This is a genomic window from Proteiniborus sp., assembly GCF_040308045.1.
Lineage (GTDB): Bacteria > Bacillota > Clostridia > Tissierellales > Proteiniboraceae > Proteiniborus.
Map to the genome: position 1 here is coordinate 85,200 of NZ_JAWRHZ010000065.1, position 19,559 is coordinate 104,758.

The following is a 19,559-nucleotide window of genomic DNA, read 5'->3' on the forward strand; positions in this document are numbered from 1 at the left end:
TCTAAAGCTCATTCCAATGAAAAATCTTAAAATTTGCAAACTCGCTACGCTCAGACATGCAAATTTCTTAACAGATTTTTCATTTACATTCGCTAAGAATTACAATCATGTTCTGCAAATGTTTCTCTTAGTATTTTATTTAGTAAACAAGAAATATAGAGAGTAAACGGAGGTATAGGAATATGTCAGTTTTAAAAGCAGATAACATAACCAAAATATATGGTAATAAAAAAGGAGGCCTAACAGTAAAGGCTTTAGATAAATTTAGCATCAGCATAGAGAATGGAGAATTTGTAGGAGTAATGGGTCCTTCTGGTAGTGGGAAAACTACTCTATTAAATATATTAGCTACTATAGATACGCCTTCTTCGGGAGAGCTTTATATAAATGGAACAAATCCTATGAAATTAGACGAAAAGCATACAGCCTTATTTAGACGAAAAGAGCTAGGATTCATTTTTCAAGACTATAATCTTTTAGACACATTGTCAATAAAAGAGAATATTATACTTCCCCTAGCATTAGAAAAAGTTGGAGCAAGAGTAATAGAAGAAAAGGTAAATGATATAGCAGGACTATTAAATATTAAAGATATACTCAACAAGAGACCTTATGAGGTATCTGGGGGGCAGCAGCAAAGGGCAGCATGTGCAAGGGCACTTGTACACGATCCATCTATAATCCTTGCGGATGAGCCTACAGGAAACCTAGATTCTAAATCTTCACAGGAAGTTATGGAATCCATAAAAAGACTAAATGAAGAGAGAAATGCTACAATAATGATGGTAACTCACGATCCTTTTGCAGCAAGCTTTTGCCATAGAATAGTAATGATAAAGGATGGCCGATTCTTTTTAGAGATAGTAAAGGGTGGCAACAGACAAGCATTTTTCCAAGAAATACTAGATTCTCTTTCTTTATTAGGAGGGAACTATAATGACATTGCGTGATATAGCATATAAGAACATTAAAGGAAACTTCAATAGATATGTAATGTATTATCTAAGCAACACCCTTGTAGTATTAGTATTCTTCATATTTGCTAACTTCATATTTAACCCTACTGTATCTAAAGTAGGCACATTAGGCACTAAAGGAGTATTAGCCGCTAATACTATGATAGTATGTGAAGTTTTGATACTAGTATTTACTTTTTTATTTACCTTCTACTCAATCTCTAACTTTCTCAAATCTAGGGAAAAGGAGTTTGGACTTTTGTCCATGTTTGGACTCACTAAGGCAGAGATAAGAAGATATGTAATCTATGAGAATCTGTTTGTTTCCCTCATATCTATTATCTCAGGTCTTTTGCTAGGAATACTTTTTTCAAAACTATTTTTTATGGCTATAACAGTCATTATGGTATTAGACGTAGAAGTGCCATTTCTAATATCTGTTAAAGCTGTGGTTATTACTGCCATAAGCTTCATTGCACTATTTCAGGGAATAAGCTTTATAGTTACATTTAGAATTAAAAACAATAATATAGCGGAATTACTAAAAGGAGCTAGAGTTGCTCAGCCTATACCTAAATTTTCAGTAGCAAAGACAGTTATAGCAATTTCATTTATTGGCATAGGCTACGGAATGGCAGTATTGTCAGGAATGTGGATAATTCTGACAATGTTTCCTGTTTTGTTTTTTACTGTTACAGGAACCTACTTTTTATTTTCACAATTCAGTGTATTTGTAACTAGTAAGCTTAAAGGAAATAAAAAGGTATTTTACAATGGCACTAATATGATTACATTATCTCAGATAATATATAAGCTAAAGGACAATGCAAAGGTATTGTTTATAGTATCTATACTTGGAGCAATTACATTAACTGCATCAGCTAGTGTTTACTCTGTTCAGCAAAGTATAAAAGCAAAAGTACAATTAAGTCATCCACATGATATAAGCTTCATGGAAACAGGAATAGGATTAAATGATATGTCAATTCTACAAAAATCAGAAGAGATATTAGAAAAGCACGGAAATGAATTAAGTAATAAAAATCAGGTTTCCTTACTGAAAGCTAAAAATCAAGACAAACCTGTTAATGACCATAAAGAGAAAAACCCATATCGTAAACCAAATATAGAAGATTTCTATGTAATGTCTAACTCTGACTATAATCTTTTAGCAGAACAATTTAGAAAAGAAAAAATAACATTGACTGAAGGTAAGGTTTACGTTAATTCTTATGAATTTGTAATCATGGGGGCTAAAGACGAGAAACTATTTATTGGCAATGAGTTCTTGACGCTAATAATAAATGGAGAACCAAATAAATTTAAACTTGTAGGTGAGGCAACTGGAGGAGTAATAGATGCTGATAGTAATAAAACCAATGTAGCCATAGTAAGTGATGCTGACTTTGATAAGTTTAAAGCTAATACTCCTAAAGAAAAGCAAATTATGTACTATGGATATAATATTAAAGACTGGTTAAAGTCTGGTAATGCAGTAAAAGAAATAGGATCTATAGTTCCTCAAAATGAAAACATTCTTTTTTCTGAAAAAATAACAGACTTTGCAGACATAATGCAAACTACTTCATTGTTTTTATTTATTGGAACTTTTATTTCAATACTGTTTTTCATAGCTACAGGCAGTATTATATACTTTAAAATGTTTAATGAAATCCAAAAGGATAGACAAGAGTTCATATCTCTAAGAAAGATGGGAATGACGAATGGTGAAATGAGAAGAATCATATCTACACAATCATTTATTGTATTCTTTTTACCATTCATAGTAACATTTAGTCATGCATCCTTTGCGTTAATAGCTTTAAGCAATTTGCTTTCAGACGATATTACTTTATATTTTCTAACTATAGCAGCAATATACTTAGTATTCCAGACATTCTATTATGTGTTTGCAAAGACTATGTATACTAAACAAATAAGAAATCTAGGAGTATAAATTAGTAACCGGGCATATGCCCGGTTTTTTTGTCTTGAAATTTAAGAGTGGCATCATATTAATTGGTTGCATGTTTATGTAAAATAACTAAAAATGTGGAAGGATTAGGATGAAATATGTAGAAGTATTATAGGACTTATATAATATATTTTTCATAATTAAAACTTATATAAGAGGTGATAGCATGGGATAATCATCAAGGAGGTCGATGAAAAGGAATTAGCTGTTTCATTTAAATACAATATCTATTGGATAAATAAAATAAAAAGAGTACCAGGGCGTAGTTGGGATAGTGAAGGAAAGTGCTGGATTGTTCCAAATACAGTAAATAGTAAAAGACAAATAGAAAACCTTTTCAAAAATGAAAAAATATTTTGGTATAAAGGTGCAAATATAGAGCCATATGATAATGATACAAATAAAATAATAAATGAATTAAAAGAACAGTTAATATTAAAGGGATACACGCATAAGACAATTAAAGCATACATAGGGCATACTAAACGCTTTTTACAGTTTATTAATAAAAAAGGAGAAGATGCTACAAAAAAAGATATTGAAAAATACATGTTTGAGTTATTGAATCAACAACAGAATAGCCATTCCTATGTAAATCAGTCGTTGAGTGCAATCAAATTTTTATACAAACATGTGTTTAATAAAAATGAACCATTATGTGAGCTACCCAGACCCAAAAAAGAAAATAAGCTTCCAAGCGTGCTTAATAAGGAAGAAGTGCTAAAAATATTTAATCAGGTAAAAAATTATAAGCATAAGGCTATTTTGTATCTAGTATATTCTTCTGGTCTTAGAGTAGGAGAAGTAGTAAGACTTAAGGTAGAAGATATAGATACTGAAAGAATGATGATACATGTTAAACAGGGAAAAGGAAGAAACGATAGATACACATTGCTTTCTGAAGTAGCATTAAAAGCTCTTAGAAAATATGCTGCTATAGATAAACCAGAAACATGGCTTTTTCCGGGTAGAAAGGAGGGAAGTTTTTTAACTGAAAGGTCTGTGCAAAAGATTTTTAGTAATGCATGTGAAAAAGCTAAGATTTGCAAAAATGTATCTGTACATGCTTTAAGACATTCATTTGCTACACATTTATTGGAAGGAGGGACAGACTTAAGGTATATACAAGAATTGCTAGGTCACAAAAGTTCAAAAACAACAGAAATATATACTCATGTAAGCAATAAAAGTTTAAGTAAAATTCAAAGTCCACTAGACAGGCTTTTAGGCAGTGAGGAATAAAAATAAGTTATTAATACAGCAAGAAGTAAAAGTTACCGAACATGAGTTCGTAAATACCATAATATTTATTGGTATTTACGAAATGGAGTTCTATAATAAAGAGTTAGAAGACATGGCGATTTCGGGGCAGTTCTCTGGGGGTCTGTAATTGTAGTCAACATTCTACTCTCAATCAGTTACTGTCATGGTAGGCTACCTAAACGCTCTAAAACGCTCTAAGAATTTGTTGACGTATTCTTCAATACTTGGTAATATTTAATCGGAAAGTAAATATCTATATTGATATTTTGTGTACTTATATGTTTGGAGGGATAAAAATGAATGGCAAACAAAAGTTTTTTCTTTTTGGTGGGATAGCGATAATTATAGCATTATACTTTGTGATGAATTCTTCGTTGGTTCCTTACATAAAGGAACATGAACGTAATCGTTCCATTACCAGTCTTCCTCCGATATACTATGAACGAGGGGTATATCAAGCTGCGCTTAATGCTACTGAATCTCTAGCTGATGAAATGACAAATATGAAAACAAAATTTTATACTGTAATGCTTGTAGTTGCAATTATATCTATAGGTGGGACTATTTTTAATAAGACCAAAAGCAATGAACCTGTAGAGAATAAAGCTGGCAGTGATATAGAAAAAGCAACGGAAATCAATTCTTATTCAGAAGAAATAAAAAACAAACTCAAAAAACTTGAGGAATTAAAGGAAAACAATCTTATAAATGATGATGAGTTCAATGAAAGAAAAAGCGAATTAATAAATAAATTTTTAGGATAACTAATATCAAGGAGGTCTTTTTATGGCACCTACTGGTGAAGAAGGAGGTTCTTTTTACTTCATATTAGTCGTCTTGTCATTAATGGCAATATCAGGGATTTATAAGTTTGTAACAGGAAAAGAAGTAAAAGAGGAGACTTTTTTTAAGGCAGTGATATTTTTTACTTTTGGAGTCCCTTTTCTTATTTTTTTATGGCATATCTTTAAACCTTCTTAAACAGATAATTAATACTCATTTTTAGATAGCTTGTAAGCTATCTTTTTTTGTGTTGAATAAAAATTTTATTTTTTTATAGTTAGAATTTGGAAGCATATACTGATACAATAGAATTGTAGATATATATGCAGTAGAGATTTTTTGTAGAGGTTACTAGGTATGAAAAAGGCATAAAGATATACTATTGGAATAACGTAGGTACTTGTTTTTAGTTTTTTAGTTTTGTATAGGAATATTTCAATTAGTGTAGTTGAACATTATTTATCTTATGCGAAGAATCGTTGGGGAAAAGACATCGCCACATCTTCTAACAATGTATTTGCACAAGGGTGCACTAGGGCAAGTTTTTGGGGTATTGTGCACCACATCCCTTCACCGGGTGCGAGCACCGCCAAGGGGGTCTATCTCTGAGGTCCGGTTCAGTGACGTCGCAAATACTGGGACGTTATACGATATAGCGATATTGGGGCAGTTCTTTGGGGTATTGTTTGGAAAAGATACTTTAAAAACAAAAATAATATATTTAAGAAGTCATTTGTGGCATATTTGTAAGTTATTGCGAAATACATTATGGAGGATTACGATGGGCATTTCTGTTGATGAACTTTTTACATTGAGAGAATTAGACGCACAAACAATATTTGAAGGGGGCATTAGAATGAAATTGATATATAGAGATCCAGGATACAAATATTCTGCAAATTCAATTTCAGAGTTTATAAAACAGGATGAATTTTGGAGTGAACCAATTTTTCATTTTTTTCCCGAATTACTAAAATTCAAAGGCTTGCATAATAAGAGTACTGATAATAAGGATATTGTTAAAGAGATTTCAGGAACAGTTGTTGAATTGTATAAATCAAGAGAAAAAGAAATACAGAGTAAAGTTATCTCATATCAAGAAAATTGGGATTGTCATGAAAAACTAATCAATGAGCGCTTCTCTTCAATATTTAAATTTGATACTAATAAGGTTTTTAATAGTTTAATATGTAATATCACATTGAATCCTATAAGTCCTAGATATTTAAGGGAGTGTGTTTTTGATGTGTTTTATTTGAATAGTGATGAAGGTTCACTGGGTTCTGCATTACATGAGATTGCTCATTATCTATGGTTTTATTTATGGAATCAAAAGTATGAGGGTTCATATGAGCAGTATGAGTCTCCTAGTTTAGTTTGGGTTTTAAGTGAAGCTGTGGTAGAACAGATTTTGAGAGATGAAGAATTTGACAGAATTAATCCTTATCATAAAAACGGAAATGCCTATCCTTATTTTTACAATATGATTATTAATGGTAGACCATTATATGATTATTTAGATAAAATTTATATTAATAATTCCATAGAAAAATTTATGGATATGAGCTATCAATTTATGGCTGAAAACGAAGAAGAAATAAGAAGTCAAATGCTATAAAATCAATTTATAGTATTGAGGATATTTCGTAATATTTTCTAATATGAAGAATTATAGGGAAAAGAGGTCGCTACATCTTATAACAAGGTATTTGCGCAAAGGTGCACAGGGTACAAGCCTAGGGCAATGTGCACCACATCCCTTCACTGGGAGCGAAGCTCCACCAGGGAGTCTATCTCTGAGGTCCAGCTTAGGGACGTCGCAAATACTGGAACGTTATAGGACATGATGATATCGGGGCAGTTCTCTGGGGGTTTTATTTGAAAAAAATACATAAAAGACAAAGATGATATATCTAAAAGGCCATTTGTGGCAAACTTGCGTAAGTATGCTTGGTGGAATAATATAGAAAAAGGATATAGGGTTGTAATATAAATAAAGCAACAACTGTAAAAAGGGACATAGCGTTAGGGAATTTGATTTGGATACTTGTTTAAGTAGATACAACGTTACAATAATAGGATTTTATTAATAAAATTTTTATTGAAAGGAGTTGGTAAAATGAAGGATTTTATTGGCATTTTTTTAGGGTGCTTTATATTTTGCCTGCTTGCTATTCTTTTCTTAGGTGATTTATTATTTACAAATATATGGGCAATTATTATTTTGGCATCCTTTATGTTAGCTATATTAGTTAAACTTTTTATAAATCAGTATTCAAGGATTGATGAATTAGAAAGGAAGATAGAACAATTATTGCAAGATAAACAGAATTAGTTTCCCATTTTTTACTCTAGTGTATCTCTCATACTATGTGAAAACTTGTGGAAGGTAAAAAATCATCACGGCCCTATAACAAAATATTTGCGTAAAGGTGCACGGGGAGCAATCTTAGGGCAATGTGTACCACATCCCTTCACCGGGAGCGAAGCTCCGCCAAGAGGTCTATTTCTGAGGTCCGGTTCAGGGACGTCGCAAATACGGAACGTTATCTGATAGCTCAATTTCGGGGCAGAACTATCGGAGCGAGAAAAAACAGAAAGAACGGAAAAAATTAAGAACTAATACATACGTGACATTTAAAATCAAAAATAACATAATAACTTGGAGGGGAATATGGGAAGAGAAGTAAGATGTCAGGGCGTGATTCTTAAAGATAGACAGGTTTTGGTTATGAGACAGTACAATTCTCTTAGAAAAGAAGAATACTGGATGCTTCCTGGAGGGGGCCTAGAAAACAATGAAACAGAAGAAGAATGTGTAAAACGAGAAATAAAAGAAGAAGCCAATATGGATGTAGATGTAATAGATATACTACTTGATGACAAGGGAACTGGAATTGATGTTTATAAAAGATATGTTACATTTTTGTGTGTTCCCAAAGATAAAAACGTGGGAAGGGTTGGAAACGAAACGGATGATTATAGGAAGATATTAGATTTAGTATGGTGTTCACTAGATGATGAAAATACATGGAGCGAATACATAAAGCGGGAACAATTTTTTCCAACAATGAAAAGGATAAAGGAAAGATTGATAGATATCAAGGCAATTTAATATAGAAGGAAGTTTATTGTTAGTCTGGGCCTAAGGTTGAGCCACCAGATAACATAATATTTGCGTAAGGGTGCACTGGGGCACAATTCTAGGGCGATGTGCACCACATCCCTTCGCCGGGAGCAAAGCTCCACTATGGGGTCTATCTTTGAGGTCCAGCTCAGGGACGTCTCAAATACAGAACGTTATAGGACATAGTTATATCAGGGCTATTCTCTGAGGTCTATTTTTAAAAACTTGGTTTAAGAAATTAATGGAGATATAAAATAAAGATTATTTTACAGTGGGAGGAAAATAAATATGGTACATCTAGAAGAGGTTAATTGGCAAAATTACAGGCAATGTTGTGCCTTGAAAGTTAGTGAAAAACAAAAGGAAAATCGTAGTGTTGCACCTAATGTCGCAATTTTAGCAAGAGCTTATGCCTATAGAAACGAGGGAAGTTGTACTTATATTATTTATAATGATGATGAGATGGTTGGGATTCTTATGTATAGAAATTACGATGAACCACCAAAATGTTACATTCTTGATCAGTTTATGGTTGATGAGCGGTTTCAGGGGAGAGGATATGGGAAAATAGCTCTAGAGCTTGTTATTAATATAATGAAACAAGAGAGAAAGTATAGTAGGGTTGAGCTTGGCTGCTCAAGGGAAAATGTTGGTGCAATGGAATTCTATAAAAGCTGTGGATTTTATTTTTCAGGCGATGATTCTGAAGATGAAATAGGTATGGCTTTAGATTTTTAATATACATATAATTCCATGACATAAGTTTAGACTTTAATGGAAAAGAAGTAACTACATCCTATATCAAAATATTTGCGCAAGGGTGCACTCGGGCAAGTTTTTGGGGTATTGTGCACCACATCCCTTCACCGGGAGCAAATCTCCACTATGGGGTCTATCTCTGAGGTCCAGCTCAGGGAGGAGCAGCCTTCAAGGCTGAGAATCTAATGGAGTGAAAGTCTCCTGTTACCAATTGACCGATTCAGGTAACTAGTATATCCGGAACATGGGGAGGTAACAAACCATGGTGTGCCCGGAAGTAAAAGTCACGGCGGCCTATGTAGAGAACATAGGGTCGGAACAGCCTGCGTGGCAAGCAAAGCTATAGGCCAGAAGGAATTAACGAATACTGCAGTCCCGAAATTGGACTCCTTTCAGAAGCTGTTGAAAGGAAATTTGTTTAGCGCCGACACAATTCCCTGATGTGGAAGGCCGAAGTTCTATGGGAAGAAACGGTTAAATGCACCATAGAAGCAACCGGGATAGGGGTTCTGGCATGTAGTGAAAGATTCTCAGAGATAACGACGGGAAGGGCCATCTTCCAGCAGGTAGCTACGAACAACTGTAAAGACCTATGATTATAAGGAGAACAAAGATGGTAGGAGGATTATGGTCTGGCGCATGAGCCCGTAGGAGCTAAGAAGGTCAGGTAACTCTGACCGAAGCAATGCAAGACATTGCTCTAATTAATGGTAACACCATAAGTAGGCAAAGGGACTCTCGGTAAACAGAGGATATAGTAAAGGAAACACTGTCCGTACTGCCGGAACGGATTAACAGTGCCAACCTCAATGCATATCTAGCAAGGTATCAAACTTTAATATCAATGGGTGTATGTGAGTAGCCACTTAAGCCTAGGATAGTAAAGGAAGGGTATCTCGTAAGAAAAGCTGTTACCGCCAACCGGACTCGGGAAATCCGACCGTCCGGGATGAGAGGGGGGCTACAGGAAACGTGATTTTACTCAAAGAAAATGTGCGCGCCTGTTTTTCTACCCGACCGTCGCAAATACGGGAACGTAAGACGAAAAACAAATCGCATACTTTAGTTGAATAAAGATTAAAAAAGCTAGGAGGATTAAGATGAAGAAAATATTAGTATGTACTTTTCTTATGATAGTTTCAATAAGTTTAGTATTTAGCGGTTGTACTAAGGAAAATAATATTGAAACAGAACATGTTGAGACACACCTGAATACGGAAGACAATGAATCGGATACAGTTGAGGAAAAAATAGAAAATATAGATTTGAAAATTAGTGAGTTCTCTGACTTAAGACAAGATGTATTGGTAATGGAAGGAAAATCCATAAAAGATCTTGATTTATCAGGTAGATATGATACTTTACTTAAAGTGACCTTTGACACACGTACTGAATGGCCATCAAAAGACAAATTACCAAAAGAGTTTAATCCACAAGAAATAATTGAAATAGGCAAAAATCCAGGCTTAGGGATAAGAGATTTACATAATCAAAGCATTACAGGGCAAGGAATAAATGTGGCAATCATTGACCAACCATTGTTACTAGGACATGAAGAATATAAAGATAAAGTGGTAAAATATACTGCCATAGAATGCGAGGATGTAGGACCGCAAATGCATGGTCCAGCAGTAGCCAGTATATTAGTCGGAAAGGACTGCGGAGTTGCGCCTAGTGCATCACTATATTATTGGGCAGAACCTTCTTGGAAAGGAGACTATATATATAGAACAACTGCTTTAGGTCAAATCATAGAGCACAATAAAAACAAACCTTTAAACGAGAGAATAAGAGTAGTTAGTGTTTCAAAAGGATTTAGCCCAGATGAAGATAATTTATCAATGTGGAAGGAGAAAATTAAAGAAGCTGAGGAAAGTGGAGTTATAGTAGTTCATTGCTCTGATGAGGGAATTGAAGATTTTTTCGGGGTAGGTTGCAAGTTATATGAAGATAGAGATAATCCTGAAAACTATGACATATGTTATTTTGCAAACAATGATTCGTTTTTAAAATCAAGAGACTTTTTGTTTGTTCCAATAGATAATAGGGCAACAGCAGATTATAAAGGAGAAAATGACTATACATTCTGGGCTCAAGGTGGATTAAGTTGGGGAGCTCCATATTTAGCTGGAGTGATTGCCTTGGGATTTCAGATAAATCCAAATCTTGAACAAGAAGAGATATATCAATATTTAAGAGAAACTGGTACACCATTCAATGGAGGTTGTATAATTAATCCAAAAGCATTTATACAGAAGGTAAGTGAGATGGATTAGCTGAAGGTGTACTTCGTCTAACAATATATTTGCGCAAGGGTGCACCTGGGCACAATCTTAGGGCAATGTGCACCACATCCCTTCGCTGGGAGTAAATCTCCACTATGGGGTCTATCTATTAGGACCAGCTCAGGGACGTCGCAAATACGGGAACGTTAGACATCATTAAAAGAACTATAGCAGGGCATAGAAACTTGTCGTTAATAAAAAAGATATCCTTTGCTGGATATCTTTAGGGGTTCATATAAGGTTGACTTTGCTCATAAAGTAGCTCTGGACACAAATCTGCTTCATTGTCCCAAGAAATTGTGTCAAAATTTACTTTAACTGTATTAAATAAATCTACATCTTGAAGCTGACGGAAAACACCTTTATCTAATAGTGGAGACATATCAAATATTCTTTTTTCGTTATTTTCGAATGTTAGTAGTAAAAAATAATTTTTTAGTGGTTTAACATTCTTAATAGCTAAATACATAATTCGTACACCTCCTATTTTAAAGGTTCAATTTTAAAAGGTAATTCGCTGTTCATTGCAAGTGCCCAATTAGCTAGCAGTTCATCTTTGTGAATTTCGGCCCAAGCTAATACAAGTTTTTGTTGTTTGTTAGGTAAAGAACCATCTGTAATTTCACAAGAATTTATATCTATTATAGCTTTATAATCTTGGTAATATGCATGAAAATGTGGAGGATTATGTTCACCTGGAGCACAATACATTCTAATAATAATGCCAAAGAACATGGATATTGTAGGCATAGATTTCATCCTTTCATAATCTTCTTATTATCTATATTATACCATTATTAAAAAGAGAATGGAACTATCAAAGGATTTGATTAAATAACGACGTCTAACAATGTATTTGCACAAGGGTGCACGAGGGCACAATCTTAGGGCAATGTGCACCACATCCCTTCACCGGGAGCAAAGCTCCGCCAAGAGGTCTATCTTTGGGGTCCGGTTCAGGGACGTCGCAAATACGGGACGTTATAGGGCATGATGATATCAGGGCAGTTCTCTGGGGGTCTTGTTTCAAAAAAGGTACATAAATAAGAAGGATATTATATATAATAAGCCGTTTGTGACGCTTTTGTAATTTTATACGTCACAAATTTTAAAATAGGAGGTTATGATTTGAAAAAAACTACTATATGTATAATTATAATGATATCAATACTTTCTTTAATTTCTTGTAAAAAAGAAGTAAACGATGGTGTAATGATAAAAAATCTAGATAAATACTATTTTGAGCCAAGTATATCAATAATCGAAGGAAAATTAATTACAAGAATGTATTATGGACCACCAAATTATGGAGAGAATCCTGATACTGATACTAAGCAATATCCCTTTATTTTGCAACTAGATAATCCAATTGATGTCATAGCAGAGGAAGATGATACTTATAACTCAGATGTATTTGAAGTTACTGAAATACAAGTAGTACCTATTGGAAAAGAAAAAACCGAGTTATTGGATAATTATATAGGTAAGAGGGTGAGAATCCAGGGAACTTTATTTGAAGCTATATTTGGGGGACACCATACGAACGTATTAATACAGGTAGAAGAAATTTTGGATTAATAACTAGTGGATAAAGATTATAAGAAAGCATTTAATGTTAAGACTTATGATACATATTTTATATTATGTGAAGGTTTATGGCGGGTAAAATTATCATCACGCCCTATAACAAAACATTTGCGCAAGGGCGCAATTCTAGGGCGATGTGCACCACATCCCTTCACCGGGAACGAAGCTCCGCCAGGAAGTCTATCTTTCAGGTCCGGTTCAGGGACGTCGCAAATACGGGACGTTAGTGCGCCAAGAAAGCTTGGCAATTCTTACAGGGTGAAAGTCCTTGTTGGGTAAGGTCTAGCCAACCACCCATACCGAGTGTTGGACTGAAGCTGGCAACAGTTAGGTTAAGCGTACACAGGGAATCATGCAGGCCATAGGGGAAACCGTAATCCCTGAAGTATATTCAGCCTCGTAACCGTTTAAATACAGATGGCGACGTGTTTAACGTCACGGAAGCCAATACAGAGAAATCGTTAAAGGTGAGATTTCCGAGGGTCTGTCGGGGTCAGAGAACGTGGCATGTATGAAGAGAATTGTACAGGAACTTGGGAGGTATCCTATAGCTCCGATAACAAAGTCGGTAGGTCCATCCAATCGAAAAAGAGGACGACCAATGCTCGTAGGAATTCGGATTAGTCCATAGTACTCTGAAACGGTAGCGCCGATTACATGGGGAAGGGACTAACAAATATATGCAGCCTGCAAATGAAACATTATCCAGACTGCAGGACTGGAGGAAATAATGCAAACATCACTGCAGGGAATAGCAAGAAAAGCAAAACAAGACAGTAAATACAAATTCGGTAACTTATACACGATGATAGATAAACAAGCACTGTATATGGCATGGAAGAACATTAAGAAAAGCTCATCACCAGGAATAGACAAAGAAACAGCAAAAGAGTTCAAAGGAAATCTAGATAGTAACATAGAGTCCATACTAACAGAGCTAAAAAGTAAAAAGTATAAGGCAAGACTAGTAAAGAGAGTAAACATACCAAAAGGCGAAGGAAAAACTCGACCTCTTGGACTTCCAGCACTAAGAGATAAAATAATTCAAAGAGCAGCAACAACCATACTAGAAGCAATATATGAACAGGACTTTCTAAAGAGTAGCTATGGGTACAGACCAAAATCGGGAGCACAAAAAGCAGTAAGGGAAATGACAAAAGAACTGATGGGAAAATATAGCTACATAGTAGAAGCAGACATAAGAAGCTTCTTTGACAACATAAATCATGAGCGGTTAATCAGGATGCTACAAGAAAGGATAAAAGACAAGACCTTCATAAAACTAATAAAGAAATGGCTAAAAGCAGGCATACTAGATGTAGATGGAAAGGTAATAAACCCACAAACAGGATGTCCACAAGGTTCAGTCATAAGTCCAATATTAGCAAACATATACTTACACTACTCATTAGACCTATGGTTTGAAAAGATAGTAAAACCAAGATGTAAAGGAGAAGCATATCTATGTAGAGTAGCAGACGACTTCATATGTGCATTTAGATACAAAGAAGAGGCAGACAGGTTTTATAGAGTTTTAGGAAAAAGGCTATCAAAATTTAACCTAGAGCTAGCAGAAGAAAAGACAAAGATAATAAGTTTCTCTAGATTTAGAAAATACGAGAATACAAGCTTTGAGTTTTTAGGATTTGAGTTTCGCTGGAGAGTATCAAGCAAAGGTAAAGACATAATAGCAAGAAGGACAAGTAGGAAAAAGTTAAAGAAATCGCTGAAGGCGTTTACACAGTGGTGCAAAGAAAACAGGCACAATAGGATAAAACGCATAGTAGAAGAACTAAATGTAAAGCTACGAGGATATTTTAATTACTACGGAGTAATAGGAAACAGCAAAGGACTATATGATTTTTATAGACCAGCAATGAAAATACTCTATAAATGGTTAAATAGAAGAAGTCAGAGAAGAAGCTTTACATGGGAAGAGTTCGATAAGAAAATGAGATGGTATGGGCTTATCAGACCGAAGATAACAGAAAAGATAGATAATCAAATAAGGATAGAAGACTGTTTTGCTTAGATTACGGAAGCGAATATATTTGAAGAGCCCGGTGCGGGAAATCTGCACGCCGGGATCCGTGCGGGGTGTGCTGGGTAACCAGCACGTCTACCGTGACTAGGAAATGATGATATCTGGACAGTTCTTTGCGGGTTTTGTTTGATAAAACTTTGAAAAGAGGGCAGATATTAGGGAACTGCCTATGACATATTTGTAGATTATGGCGTCATCTATGTCAAATATTCATATAGTTAGAATTAAATTAAAATAGTTCAATTACTTACTTTCAGAAAGGGGATATAGCATGATTGTATTAATATTATCGATAATATTAATAGGATTAGCAGGATTAGAAAGAAGTATTTATATAAAAAAGAATAAAGGTTTGGACAAAGTGAGATTGTTTATTGGAGTGCTGATTACTTGTTTATTATTTTTAATATCTTATATTATAACAGATACTGCTATTGGAGTTTTATATGTATTTTTAAGTACTATTACTTTTATTTTAATAAGTATAGTTAATGACAGAAGTAATGTAGAATGGCTTAAGTATTCATCATATGTAGTAGGACTACCTTTTATGGTATATTTGTTAATCAAGGCTATCCAAAATATGCTTATTCATCCACAATATTTTCTTTTATTATTACTCGTAATAAATACGATTCTATGCTTTACGTTTAAACGGAAAGGGTCTGTAAAAGAAAATATTGCACTTGCAATAGGAATTGTTATTGCAGCAACATTCATGTTTTCTTATTATAAACTATCTGGCTCTGAAGGTAGAATTATGGTTAAACAAGAGTTAGTAGCACAAAAATATTTAGAAGAAGAATTAGATATGCATGGATTAGAAGTTTATTCTGATAACTTTTTTGGAAGTATAAGGGGACAAGAGACAAAGGTAAAAGCATATGATTCATCGGGGACTTTTATACTAATGACATATAAAAATAATAAGATTGTAAGCTATGATGTAAAAGATAGATAGTGGTAGTTAAGACGTATTCTTTATATTATGTAAGGAATATTGGCATGCAAAGTGTCATCACATCCTATAACAAAATATTTGCGCAAGGGCGCACTAGGGCACAGGCCTAGGGCGATGTGCACCACATCCCTTTGCTGGGAGCAAAGCTCCACTATGGGGTCTATCTCTGAGGTCCAGCTTAGGGACGTCGCAAATACGGAACGTTATAGGACATATAGCCTATCGGGGCAGGTCCTTGTGGTCTAATTTTTTTAAATGAATCTCTTAGGAGAGAGATTATTTCTAGAAAGAAGGTAAAAAACAAGTGGATAGTCATGTTAAATTAGATTTAATAGTGGAGGAAATGGATTTTCAATTTGATGAGACAAGATCTTTTTTTAATAAGGAGACTAAAGAGATAGTAAGTATTTCATATGAAGAGTTTAGTGCAGTAGAAGATGAAGAACCAATTGAAAAATTTCCAGATTGGCAGCAAGAAAATATCAAAATAGCCGAGGAAATATTGTTTGGGGATTTATGGATTCCGTTACCTTCAAAGTTTGACATACATGAGTACAGTATTATGGAAAGGTTTTGTTTATCTATAAAGAACAATAACTTAAGCGATATTATGTATTACTCTATCAAGGGAAATGGTGCTTTTCGTAAATTTAAAGACAATATTAGAAAGTATAATATTGAAGAAGATTGGTATGAGTATCGGGATAAAGCATTGAGAACTATAGCAATTGAATGGTGTGCAGATAACGGAATTGAGTATGAGTAAAGATGTTGCAACAAATAGCCAATGATAGAAGGAAGGCTCTAGACTTTAATTGAAAATACGTTGGAATACAAGGTTTACTTATACAATTAAGAGTTGTTTTAGGTCTTAATCTTAGGGGCTATACATCACATAAACCAGCTAATCGTTGTCAAGGTTTTTTTGAAAAAATGTAGAATATAGTAAAAATAAGCATAGCAAATAAACCTATAGGAAAATAGGTTTAAAAAATGCAACTGCAAGGTAATAATCTATACTAACTAATAGTTTAAATCAAAAGGTTTACTATTTTTTAAGATGCCATAAACAATTCGTAACAGTTTATTAGAAGTAGCAATAATAGCTACTTTAGAAGGCTTTCCTTCAGCAATTTTTTTATCATAATAAGCTCTTAATAAAGTATTAGAATAACCACTAGATCTTCTATAAATTCCAGCACACGTAGCTTGATACAAAGCCTTTCTAAGATATGTTGACCCACGTTTTGATACTTTGTTATTAGAAGCTCTAAAGGTTCCAGACTGATAAACAGATGGATCAAGTCCAGCAAATGCAACAAGTTGTTTCTCGGTAGGGAATCTAGTAACATCACCAATTTCTGAGAGAATAGTAGAGGCTGTCATATCTCCCACACCAGGAATGGATAGGAGAAGCTCAAACTCAGGAGAAAGCTTAGCCCATTTAATCATTTGATCCCGTACATCAGCCAATATACCTTGTATGCAAGTGAGTAACTTAATATACTCATCTAAAGCACAAACATTGGACTGCTGGGACGTATTATCTGGTAAGCTTTCTTTGGCAGTCTCTACTATTAACTTAGCCTTCTCAATAGACCAAGATTTAGATCTACTACGTACTATTAGAGCACTTACAAGGTCATTGAAATCAGCATTTAAGACGTCTTCAGGAGTCTTAAACTTAGATAAAAAATTAAGAGAAATCTTGCTAGAGACAGAAGAAAAGAGCTTATCGTAATTAGGAAAAACAACATCTAAAATACTCCTTAGTCTGAGAACAGCCTCGGTGTAAAGGATATTAAAGCCTTCATATTGCCTACAAATATTTCTGAGATTGATAATTATATCATCAGGCAACTTAGCAGGCTTGAAGTCATTAAGGTAATACACTTTAGCGATTCTATTAGCATCAACAGGGTCAGTCTTAACCTTACGTATAGTTTTTTTCTTAAGCTCATGTGTCTGAAGAGGATTAAGTATTACAACATCATAACCATGGCTCATAAAGTAAGTAGCAATAGGTTTAGAGTAGTTGCCAGTAGCTTCAAGAACTACACTAGGACAAGCACCTGTTTTATTCTCCATTTCAGCTAATAAAGACAAAAGATTATTTAATTCGCTTGGAGAATGATTAAACCTAAATGGCTTAGTATAGGGACTAGAATTAGAAAGAAATGCAGTAGCATAGCTATTAGATTTAGATACATCAATGGACAAAATTGGATTCATAGAATACCTCCTTTATTTACTAGGTCCTAAGCATCGACAGTTCCGCAGGTTCGCGAAGTAATGCGGGGTCAAAGCCCCAAACCAGCTTAATCGAGGTAACTTATCTAGCCCAGGCTTGAACAGTTTATGTGGCGGGGTCTAGGCCCCAACAAAATATACGTTCTTTACCTAGTTTATACATAGATTATTGACTAAAAAAGCTTATACCAAGATTAAACTGGTATAAGCTAATAATACGAAAATAATATTTGCGTAAGGGTGCACTCGGGCACAATTTTAGGGCAATGTGTACCACATCCCTTCGCTGGGAGCAAAGCTCCGCCAAGAGGTCTATCTCTGGGGTCTGGTTCAGGGACGCCACAAATACGGAAACGTTAGCAGACATTAAATCAGATAAGAGTATAGAGAGAACTAAGCTAAAATGTGGGGGAGTAAAATGGTGAATAGTTATGATGAAACAATAAAATATTGGGATAGTATTTTTGGACAAGCCATAGAATATAATCCTACTCAAATGATACAGGTACAAGAGATTGAAAATGGAATTAGCTGGCTTGTAGAAAACAGTAAATCTACAATAGACTTTGGGTGTGGGAATGGAAGAGTACTATGCCGTTGTTTGAACAAAGGGATGAAATATGTTTATGGAATAGATATATGTAATAATGCAATAGAAATAGCTAATAGCGTTATACAGAAATTCAATTATAAAGATAAAGCTGATGTAATATGTGGCGGAATAGAAAAATTAAGTGAAATTAATGATAATAGCTATGAAAGTGCTATTTTGTTTAATATATTAGATAATTTAACACCAGGAGATGCCATTGAATTAATTAAAAATATACATAGAATAGTTAAATCAAATGGTAAGATTTTATTAAAGCTGAATCCATATATTAGTAGACAACAAAGAGAAGAATATAAGTTTATAGAAATTTCTCATGAATTTTATAAAGAAGATTCAGGATTATATTTATGGAATCTAACCAATGAAATGGTAGAAAAAAACATTGATCCCTTTTTCATTATTGAAAAATACGAAGTGATTGAATATAAACAATATAATATGATAAATCGTATGTACTATTTAAGAAATAGGTAAAATTTATCGCGTCTGCTAACACCGCATGGGAGTTCGTGCTGAAGAGGGCCAAGCTCTGAGGTAGTCCAGCACACATTTCAAAGGCTAAGCAAAGTCTTTGAAACGTCTCCTATGCCTAAACGTTATGCGACAAAGCACGTTTGTAGATAGGCTTTAGGGTCAGTTTGTATTAGTAGGGCAGGTAACTTAGGAATGTATGATAGCATCAAATAGTGATTATTTATGTTTAATGAAGTTGGGAGGAATCAAGATGTTAATTGAGCTTATGAAGGGAATTGGGATTTTTTATTACTGGACTTGGTTTGTTTGGCCTTTTGTATTCGTTTTTTCTTTTGCTTTTGGTCTTGCTGAAATTATAAAAAATGAAAATGCTTCGGGGAAAAATATATTGATTGCGGCTATTTCTCTTTTGATTATTTTAGCTGGAGTAGTTGCACCTGCTTTTAGCTAATTGAGAAGAGTATTTATTATTAAAGTTTGAT

General features: G+C 34.2%; 19 protein-coding genes. 16 read left to right on the plus strand and 3 right to left on the minus strand.

Annotated features, from left to right (window positions below; all coding sequences use genetic code 11):
- The first annotated feature begins 182 nt into the window (after nucleotides 1-182).
- From ABV008_RS15065 to ABV008_RS15110, 10 genes are all read left to right on the plus strand, one after another.
- Nucleotides 183-950: an ABC transporter ATP-binding protein gene (locus tag ABV008_RS15065; RefSeq protein WP_352420664.1), complete on the plus strand. Its 768-nt coding sequence runs from the start codon at nucleotides 183-185 to the stop codon at nucleotides 948-950.
- The gene (locus tag ABV008_RS15070; RefSeq protein WP_352420665.1) at nucleotides 937-2,913 is read left to right on the plus strand and encodes an FtsX-like permease family protein; all 1,977 of its coding nucleotides are present in this window, start codon (nucleotides 937-939) and stop codon (nucleotides 2,911-2,913) included. Before ABV008_RS15065 ends, ABV008_RS15070 begins: the two co-directional genes overlap by 14 nt.
- Before the next feature lie 426 nt (nucleotides 2,914-3,339).
- Nucleotides 3,340-4,173: a site-specific tyrosine recombinase/integron integrase gene (gene xerA / locus ABV008_RS15075; RefSeq protein ID WP_352420711.1), complete on the plus strand. Its 834-nt coding sequence runs from the start codon at nucleotides 3,340-3,342 to the stop codon at nucleotides 4,171-4,173.
- Nucleotides 4,174-4,490: 317 nt separating this feature from the next.
- Entirely contained in the window at nucleotides 4,491-4,958 is a 468-nt protein-coding gene (locus tag ABV008_RS15080) for a hypothetical protein (RefSeq protein ID WP_352420666.1), read from the plus strand.
- Between the two features lie 22 nt (nucleotides 4,959-4,980).
- On the plus strand, nucleotides 4,981-5,175 hold the full coding sequence (locus tag ABV008_RS15085) for a hypothetical protein (RefSeq protein ID WP_352420667.1): 195 nt from the start codon (nucleotides 4,981-4,983) through the stop codon (nucleotides 5,173-5,175).
- A gap of 484 nt (nucleotides 5,176-5,659) precedes the next feature.
- Nucleotides 5,660-6,595 (plus strand): hypothetical protein, encoded by a 936-nt coding sequence (locus ABV008_RS15090; protein ID WP_352420668.1) that lies wholly within the window; start codon nucleotides 5,660-5,662, stop codon nucleotides 6,593-6,595.
- Nucleotides 6,596-7,096: 501 nt separating this feature from the next.
- Nucleotides 7,097-7,312 (plus strand): hypothetical protein, encoded by a 216-nt coding sequence (locus ABV008_RS15095; protein WP_352420669.1) that lies wholly within the window; start codon nucleotides 7,097-7,099, stop codon nucleotides 7,310-7,312.
- A 339-nt stretch (nucleotides 7,313-7,651) separates the two neighbouring features.
- Nucleotides 7,652-8,092: an NUDIX domain-containing protein gene (locus tag ABV008_RS15100; protein WP_352420670.1), complete on the plus strand. Its 441-nt coding sequence runs from the start codon at nucleotides 7,652-7,654 to the stop codon at nucleotides 8,090-8,092.
- A 300-nt stretch (nucleotides 8,093-8,392) separates the two neighbouring features.
- Nucleotides 8,393-8,842, plus strand: coding sequence for a GNAT family N-acetyltransferase (locus tag ABV008_RS15105; protein WP_352420671.1), 450 nt, complete (start codon nucleotides 8,393-8,395; stop codon nucleotides 8,840-8,842).
- A 1,121-nt stretch (nucleotides 8,843-9,963) separates the two neighbouring features.
- Nucleotides 9,964-11,139, plus strand: a complete 1,176-nt coding sequence (locus ABV008_RS15110) for a S8 family serine peptidase (RefSeq protein ID WP_352420672.1) — start codon at nucleotides 9,964-9,966, stop codon at nucleotides 11,137-11,139.
- Between the two features lie 232 nt (nucleotides 11,140-11,371).
- Here ABV008_RS15110 and ABV008_RS15115 read toward each other — a convergent pair whose 3' ends face one another.
- Nucleotides 11,372-11,617, minus strand: coding sequence for a DUF2442 domain-containing protein (locus tag ABV008_RS15115; RefSeq protein ID WP_352420673.1), 246 nt, complete (start codon nucleotides 11,615-11,617; stop codon nucleotides 11,372-11,374).
- 14 nt (nucleotides 11,618-11,631) lie between these two features.
- On the minus strand, nucleotides 11,632-11,898 hold the full coding sequence (locus tag ABV008_RS15120; RefSeq protein WP_352420674.1) for a DUF4160 domain-containing protein: 267 nt from the start codon (nucleotides 11,896-11,898) through the stop codon (nucleotides 11,632-11,634).
- A 378-nt stretch (nucleotides 11,899-12,276) separates the two neighbouring features.
- Between ABV008_RS15120 and ABV008_RS15125 the strand changes: the two genes are divergently transcribed.
- From ABV008_RS15125 to ABV008_RS15140, 4 genes are all read left to right on the plus strand, one after another.
- On the plus strand, nucleotides 12,277-12,726 hold the full coding sequence (locus ABV008_RS15125; protein ID WP_352420675.1) for a DUF4431 domain-containing protein: 450 nt from the start codon (nucleotides 12,277-12,279) through the stop codon (nucleotides 12,724-12,726).
- Nucleotides 12,727-13,465: 739 nt separating this feature from the next.
- Complete coding sequence (gene ltrA, locus ABV008_RS15130) at nucleotides 13,466-14,767, plus strand: group II intron reverse transcriptase/maturase (protein WP_352420676.1); 1,302 nt, start codon at nucleotides 13,466-13,468, stop codon at nucleotides 14,765-14,767.
- Nucleotides 14,768-15,050: 283 nt separating this feature from the next.
- Complete coding sequence (locus ABV008_RS15135) at nucleotides 15,051-15,740, plus strand: hypothetical protein (protein ID WP_352420677.1); 690 nt, start codon at nucleotides 15,051-15,053, stop codon at nucleotides 15,738-15,740.
- Nucleotides 15,741-16,044: 304 nt separating this feature from the next.
- Nucleotides 16,045-16,506, plus strand: coding sequence for a UPF0158 family protein (locus ABV008_RS15140; protein WP_352420678.1), 462 nt, complete (start codon nucleotides 16,045-16,047; stop codon nucleotides 16,504-16,506).
- 257 nt (nucleotides 16,507-16,763) lie between these two features.
- Here ABV008_RS15140 and ABV008_RS15145 read toward each other — a convergent pair whose 3' ends face one another.
- Nucleotides 16,764-17,972 (minus strand): IS110 family RNA-guided transposase, encoded by a 1,209-nt coding sequence (locus ABV008_RS15145; protein ID WP_352420679.1) that lies wholly within the window; start codon nucleotides 17,970-17,972, stop codon nucleotides 16,764-16,766.
- Between the two features lie 436 nt (nucleotides 17,973-18,408).
- Here ABV008_RS15145 and ABV008_RS15150 point away from each other — a divergent pair, with 436 nt between their 5' ends.
- Entirely contained in the window at nucleotides 18,409-19,077 is a 669-nt protein-coding gene (locus ABV008_RS15150; protein WP_352420680.1) for a class I SAM-dependent methyltransferase, read from the plus strand.
- A 250-nt stretch (nucleotides 19,078-19,327) separates the two neighbouring features.
- Nucleotides 19,328-19,528, plus strand: coding sequence for a hypothetical protein (locus ABV008_RS15155; protein WP_352420681.1), 201 nt, complete (start codon nucleotides 19,328-19,330; stop codon nucleotides 19,526-19,528).
- Nucleotides 19,529-19,559 lie beyond the last annotated feature (31 nt).

Bases quoted from the DNA above. Each gene is read 5' to 3' on its own strand.
- ltrA (WP_352420676.1), top strand. From the start codon at position 13,466: ATGCAAACATCACTGCAGGGAATAGCAAGAAAAGCAAAACAAGACAGT.
- ABV008_RS15145 (WP_352420679.1), bottom strand. From the start codon at position 17,972: ATGAATCCAATTTTGTCCATTGATGTATCTAAATCTAATAGCTATGCT.
- ABV008_RS15120 (WP_352420674.1), bottom strand. From the start codon at position 11,898: ATGCCTACAATATCCATGTTCTTTGGCATTATTATTAGAATGTATTGT.
- ABV008_RS15135 (WP_352420677.1), top strand. From the start codon at position 15,051: ATGATTGTATTAATATTATCGATAATATTAATAGGATTAGCAGGATTA.
- ABV008_RS15105 (WP_352420671.1), top strand. From the start codon at position 8,393: ATGGTACATCTAGAAGAGGTTAATTGGCAAAATTACAGGCAATGTTGT.
- ABV008_RS15095 (WP_352420669.1), top strand. From the start codon at position 7,097: ATGAAGGATTTTATTGGCATTTTTTTAGGGTGCTTTATATTTTGCCTG.
- ABV008_RS15070 (WP_352420665.1), top strand. From the start codon at position 937: ATGACATTGCGTGATATAGCATATAAGAACATTAAAGGAAACTTCAAT.
- ABV008_RS15085 (WP_352420667.1), top strand. From the start codon at position 4,981: ATGGCACCTACTGGTGAAGAAGGAGGTTCTTTTTACTTCATATTAGTC.
- ABV008_RS15155 (WP_352420681.1), top strand. From the start codon at position 19,328: ATGTTAATTGAGCTTATGAAGGGAATTGGGATTTTTTATTACTGGACT.
- ABV008_RS15110 (WP_352420672.1), top strand. From the start codon at position 9,964: ATGAAGAAAATATTAGTATGTACTTTTCTTATGATAGTTTCAATAAGT.
- ABV008_RS15080 (WP_352420666.1), top strand. From the start codon at position 4,491: ATGAATGGCAAACAAAAGTTTTTTCTTTTTGGTGGGATAGCGATAATT.
- ABV008_RS15150 (WP_352420680.1), top strand. From the start codon at position 18,409: ATGGTGAATAGTTATGATGAAACAATAAAATATTGGGATAGTATTTTT.
- ABV008_RS15100 (WP_352420670.1), top strand. From the start codon at position 7,652: ATGGGAAGAGAAGTAAGATGTCAGGGCGTGATTCTTAAAGATAGACAG.
- ABV008_RS15115 (WP_352420673.1), bottom strand. From the start codon at position 11,617: ATGTATTTAGCTATTAAGAATGTTAAACCACTAAAAAATTATTTTTTA.
- ABV008_RS15065 (WP_352420664.1), top strand. From the start codon at position 183: ATGTCAGTTTTAAAAGCAGATAACATAACCAAAATATATGGTAATAAA.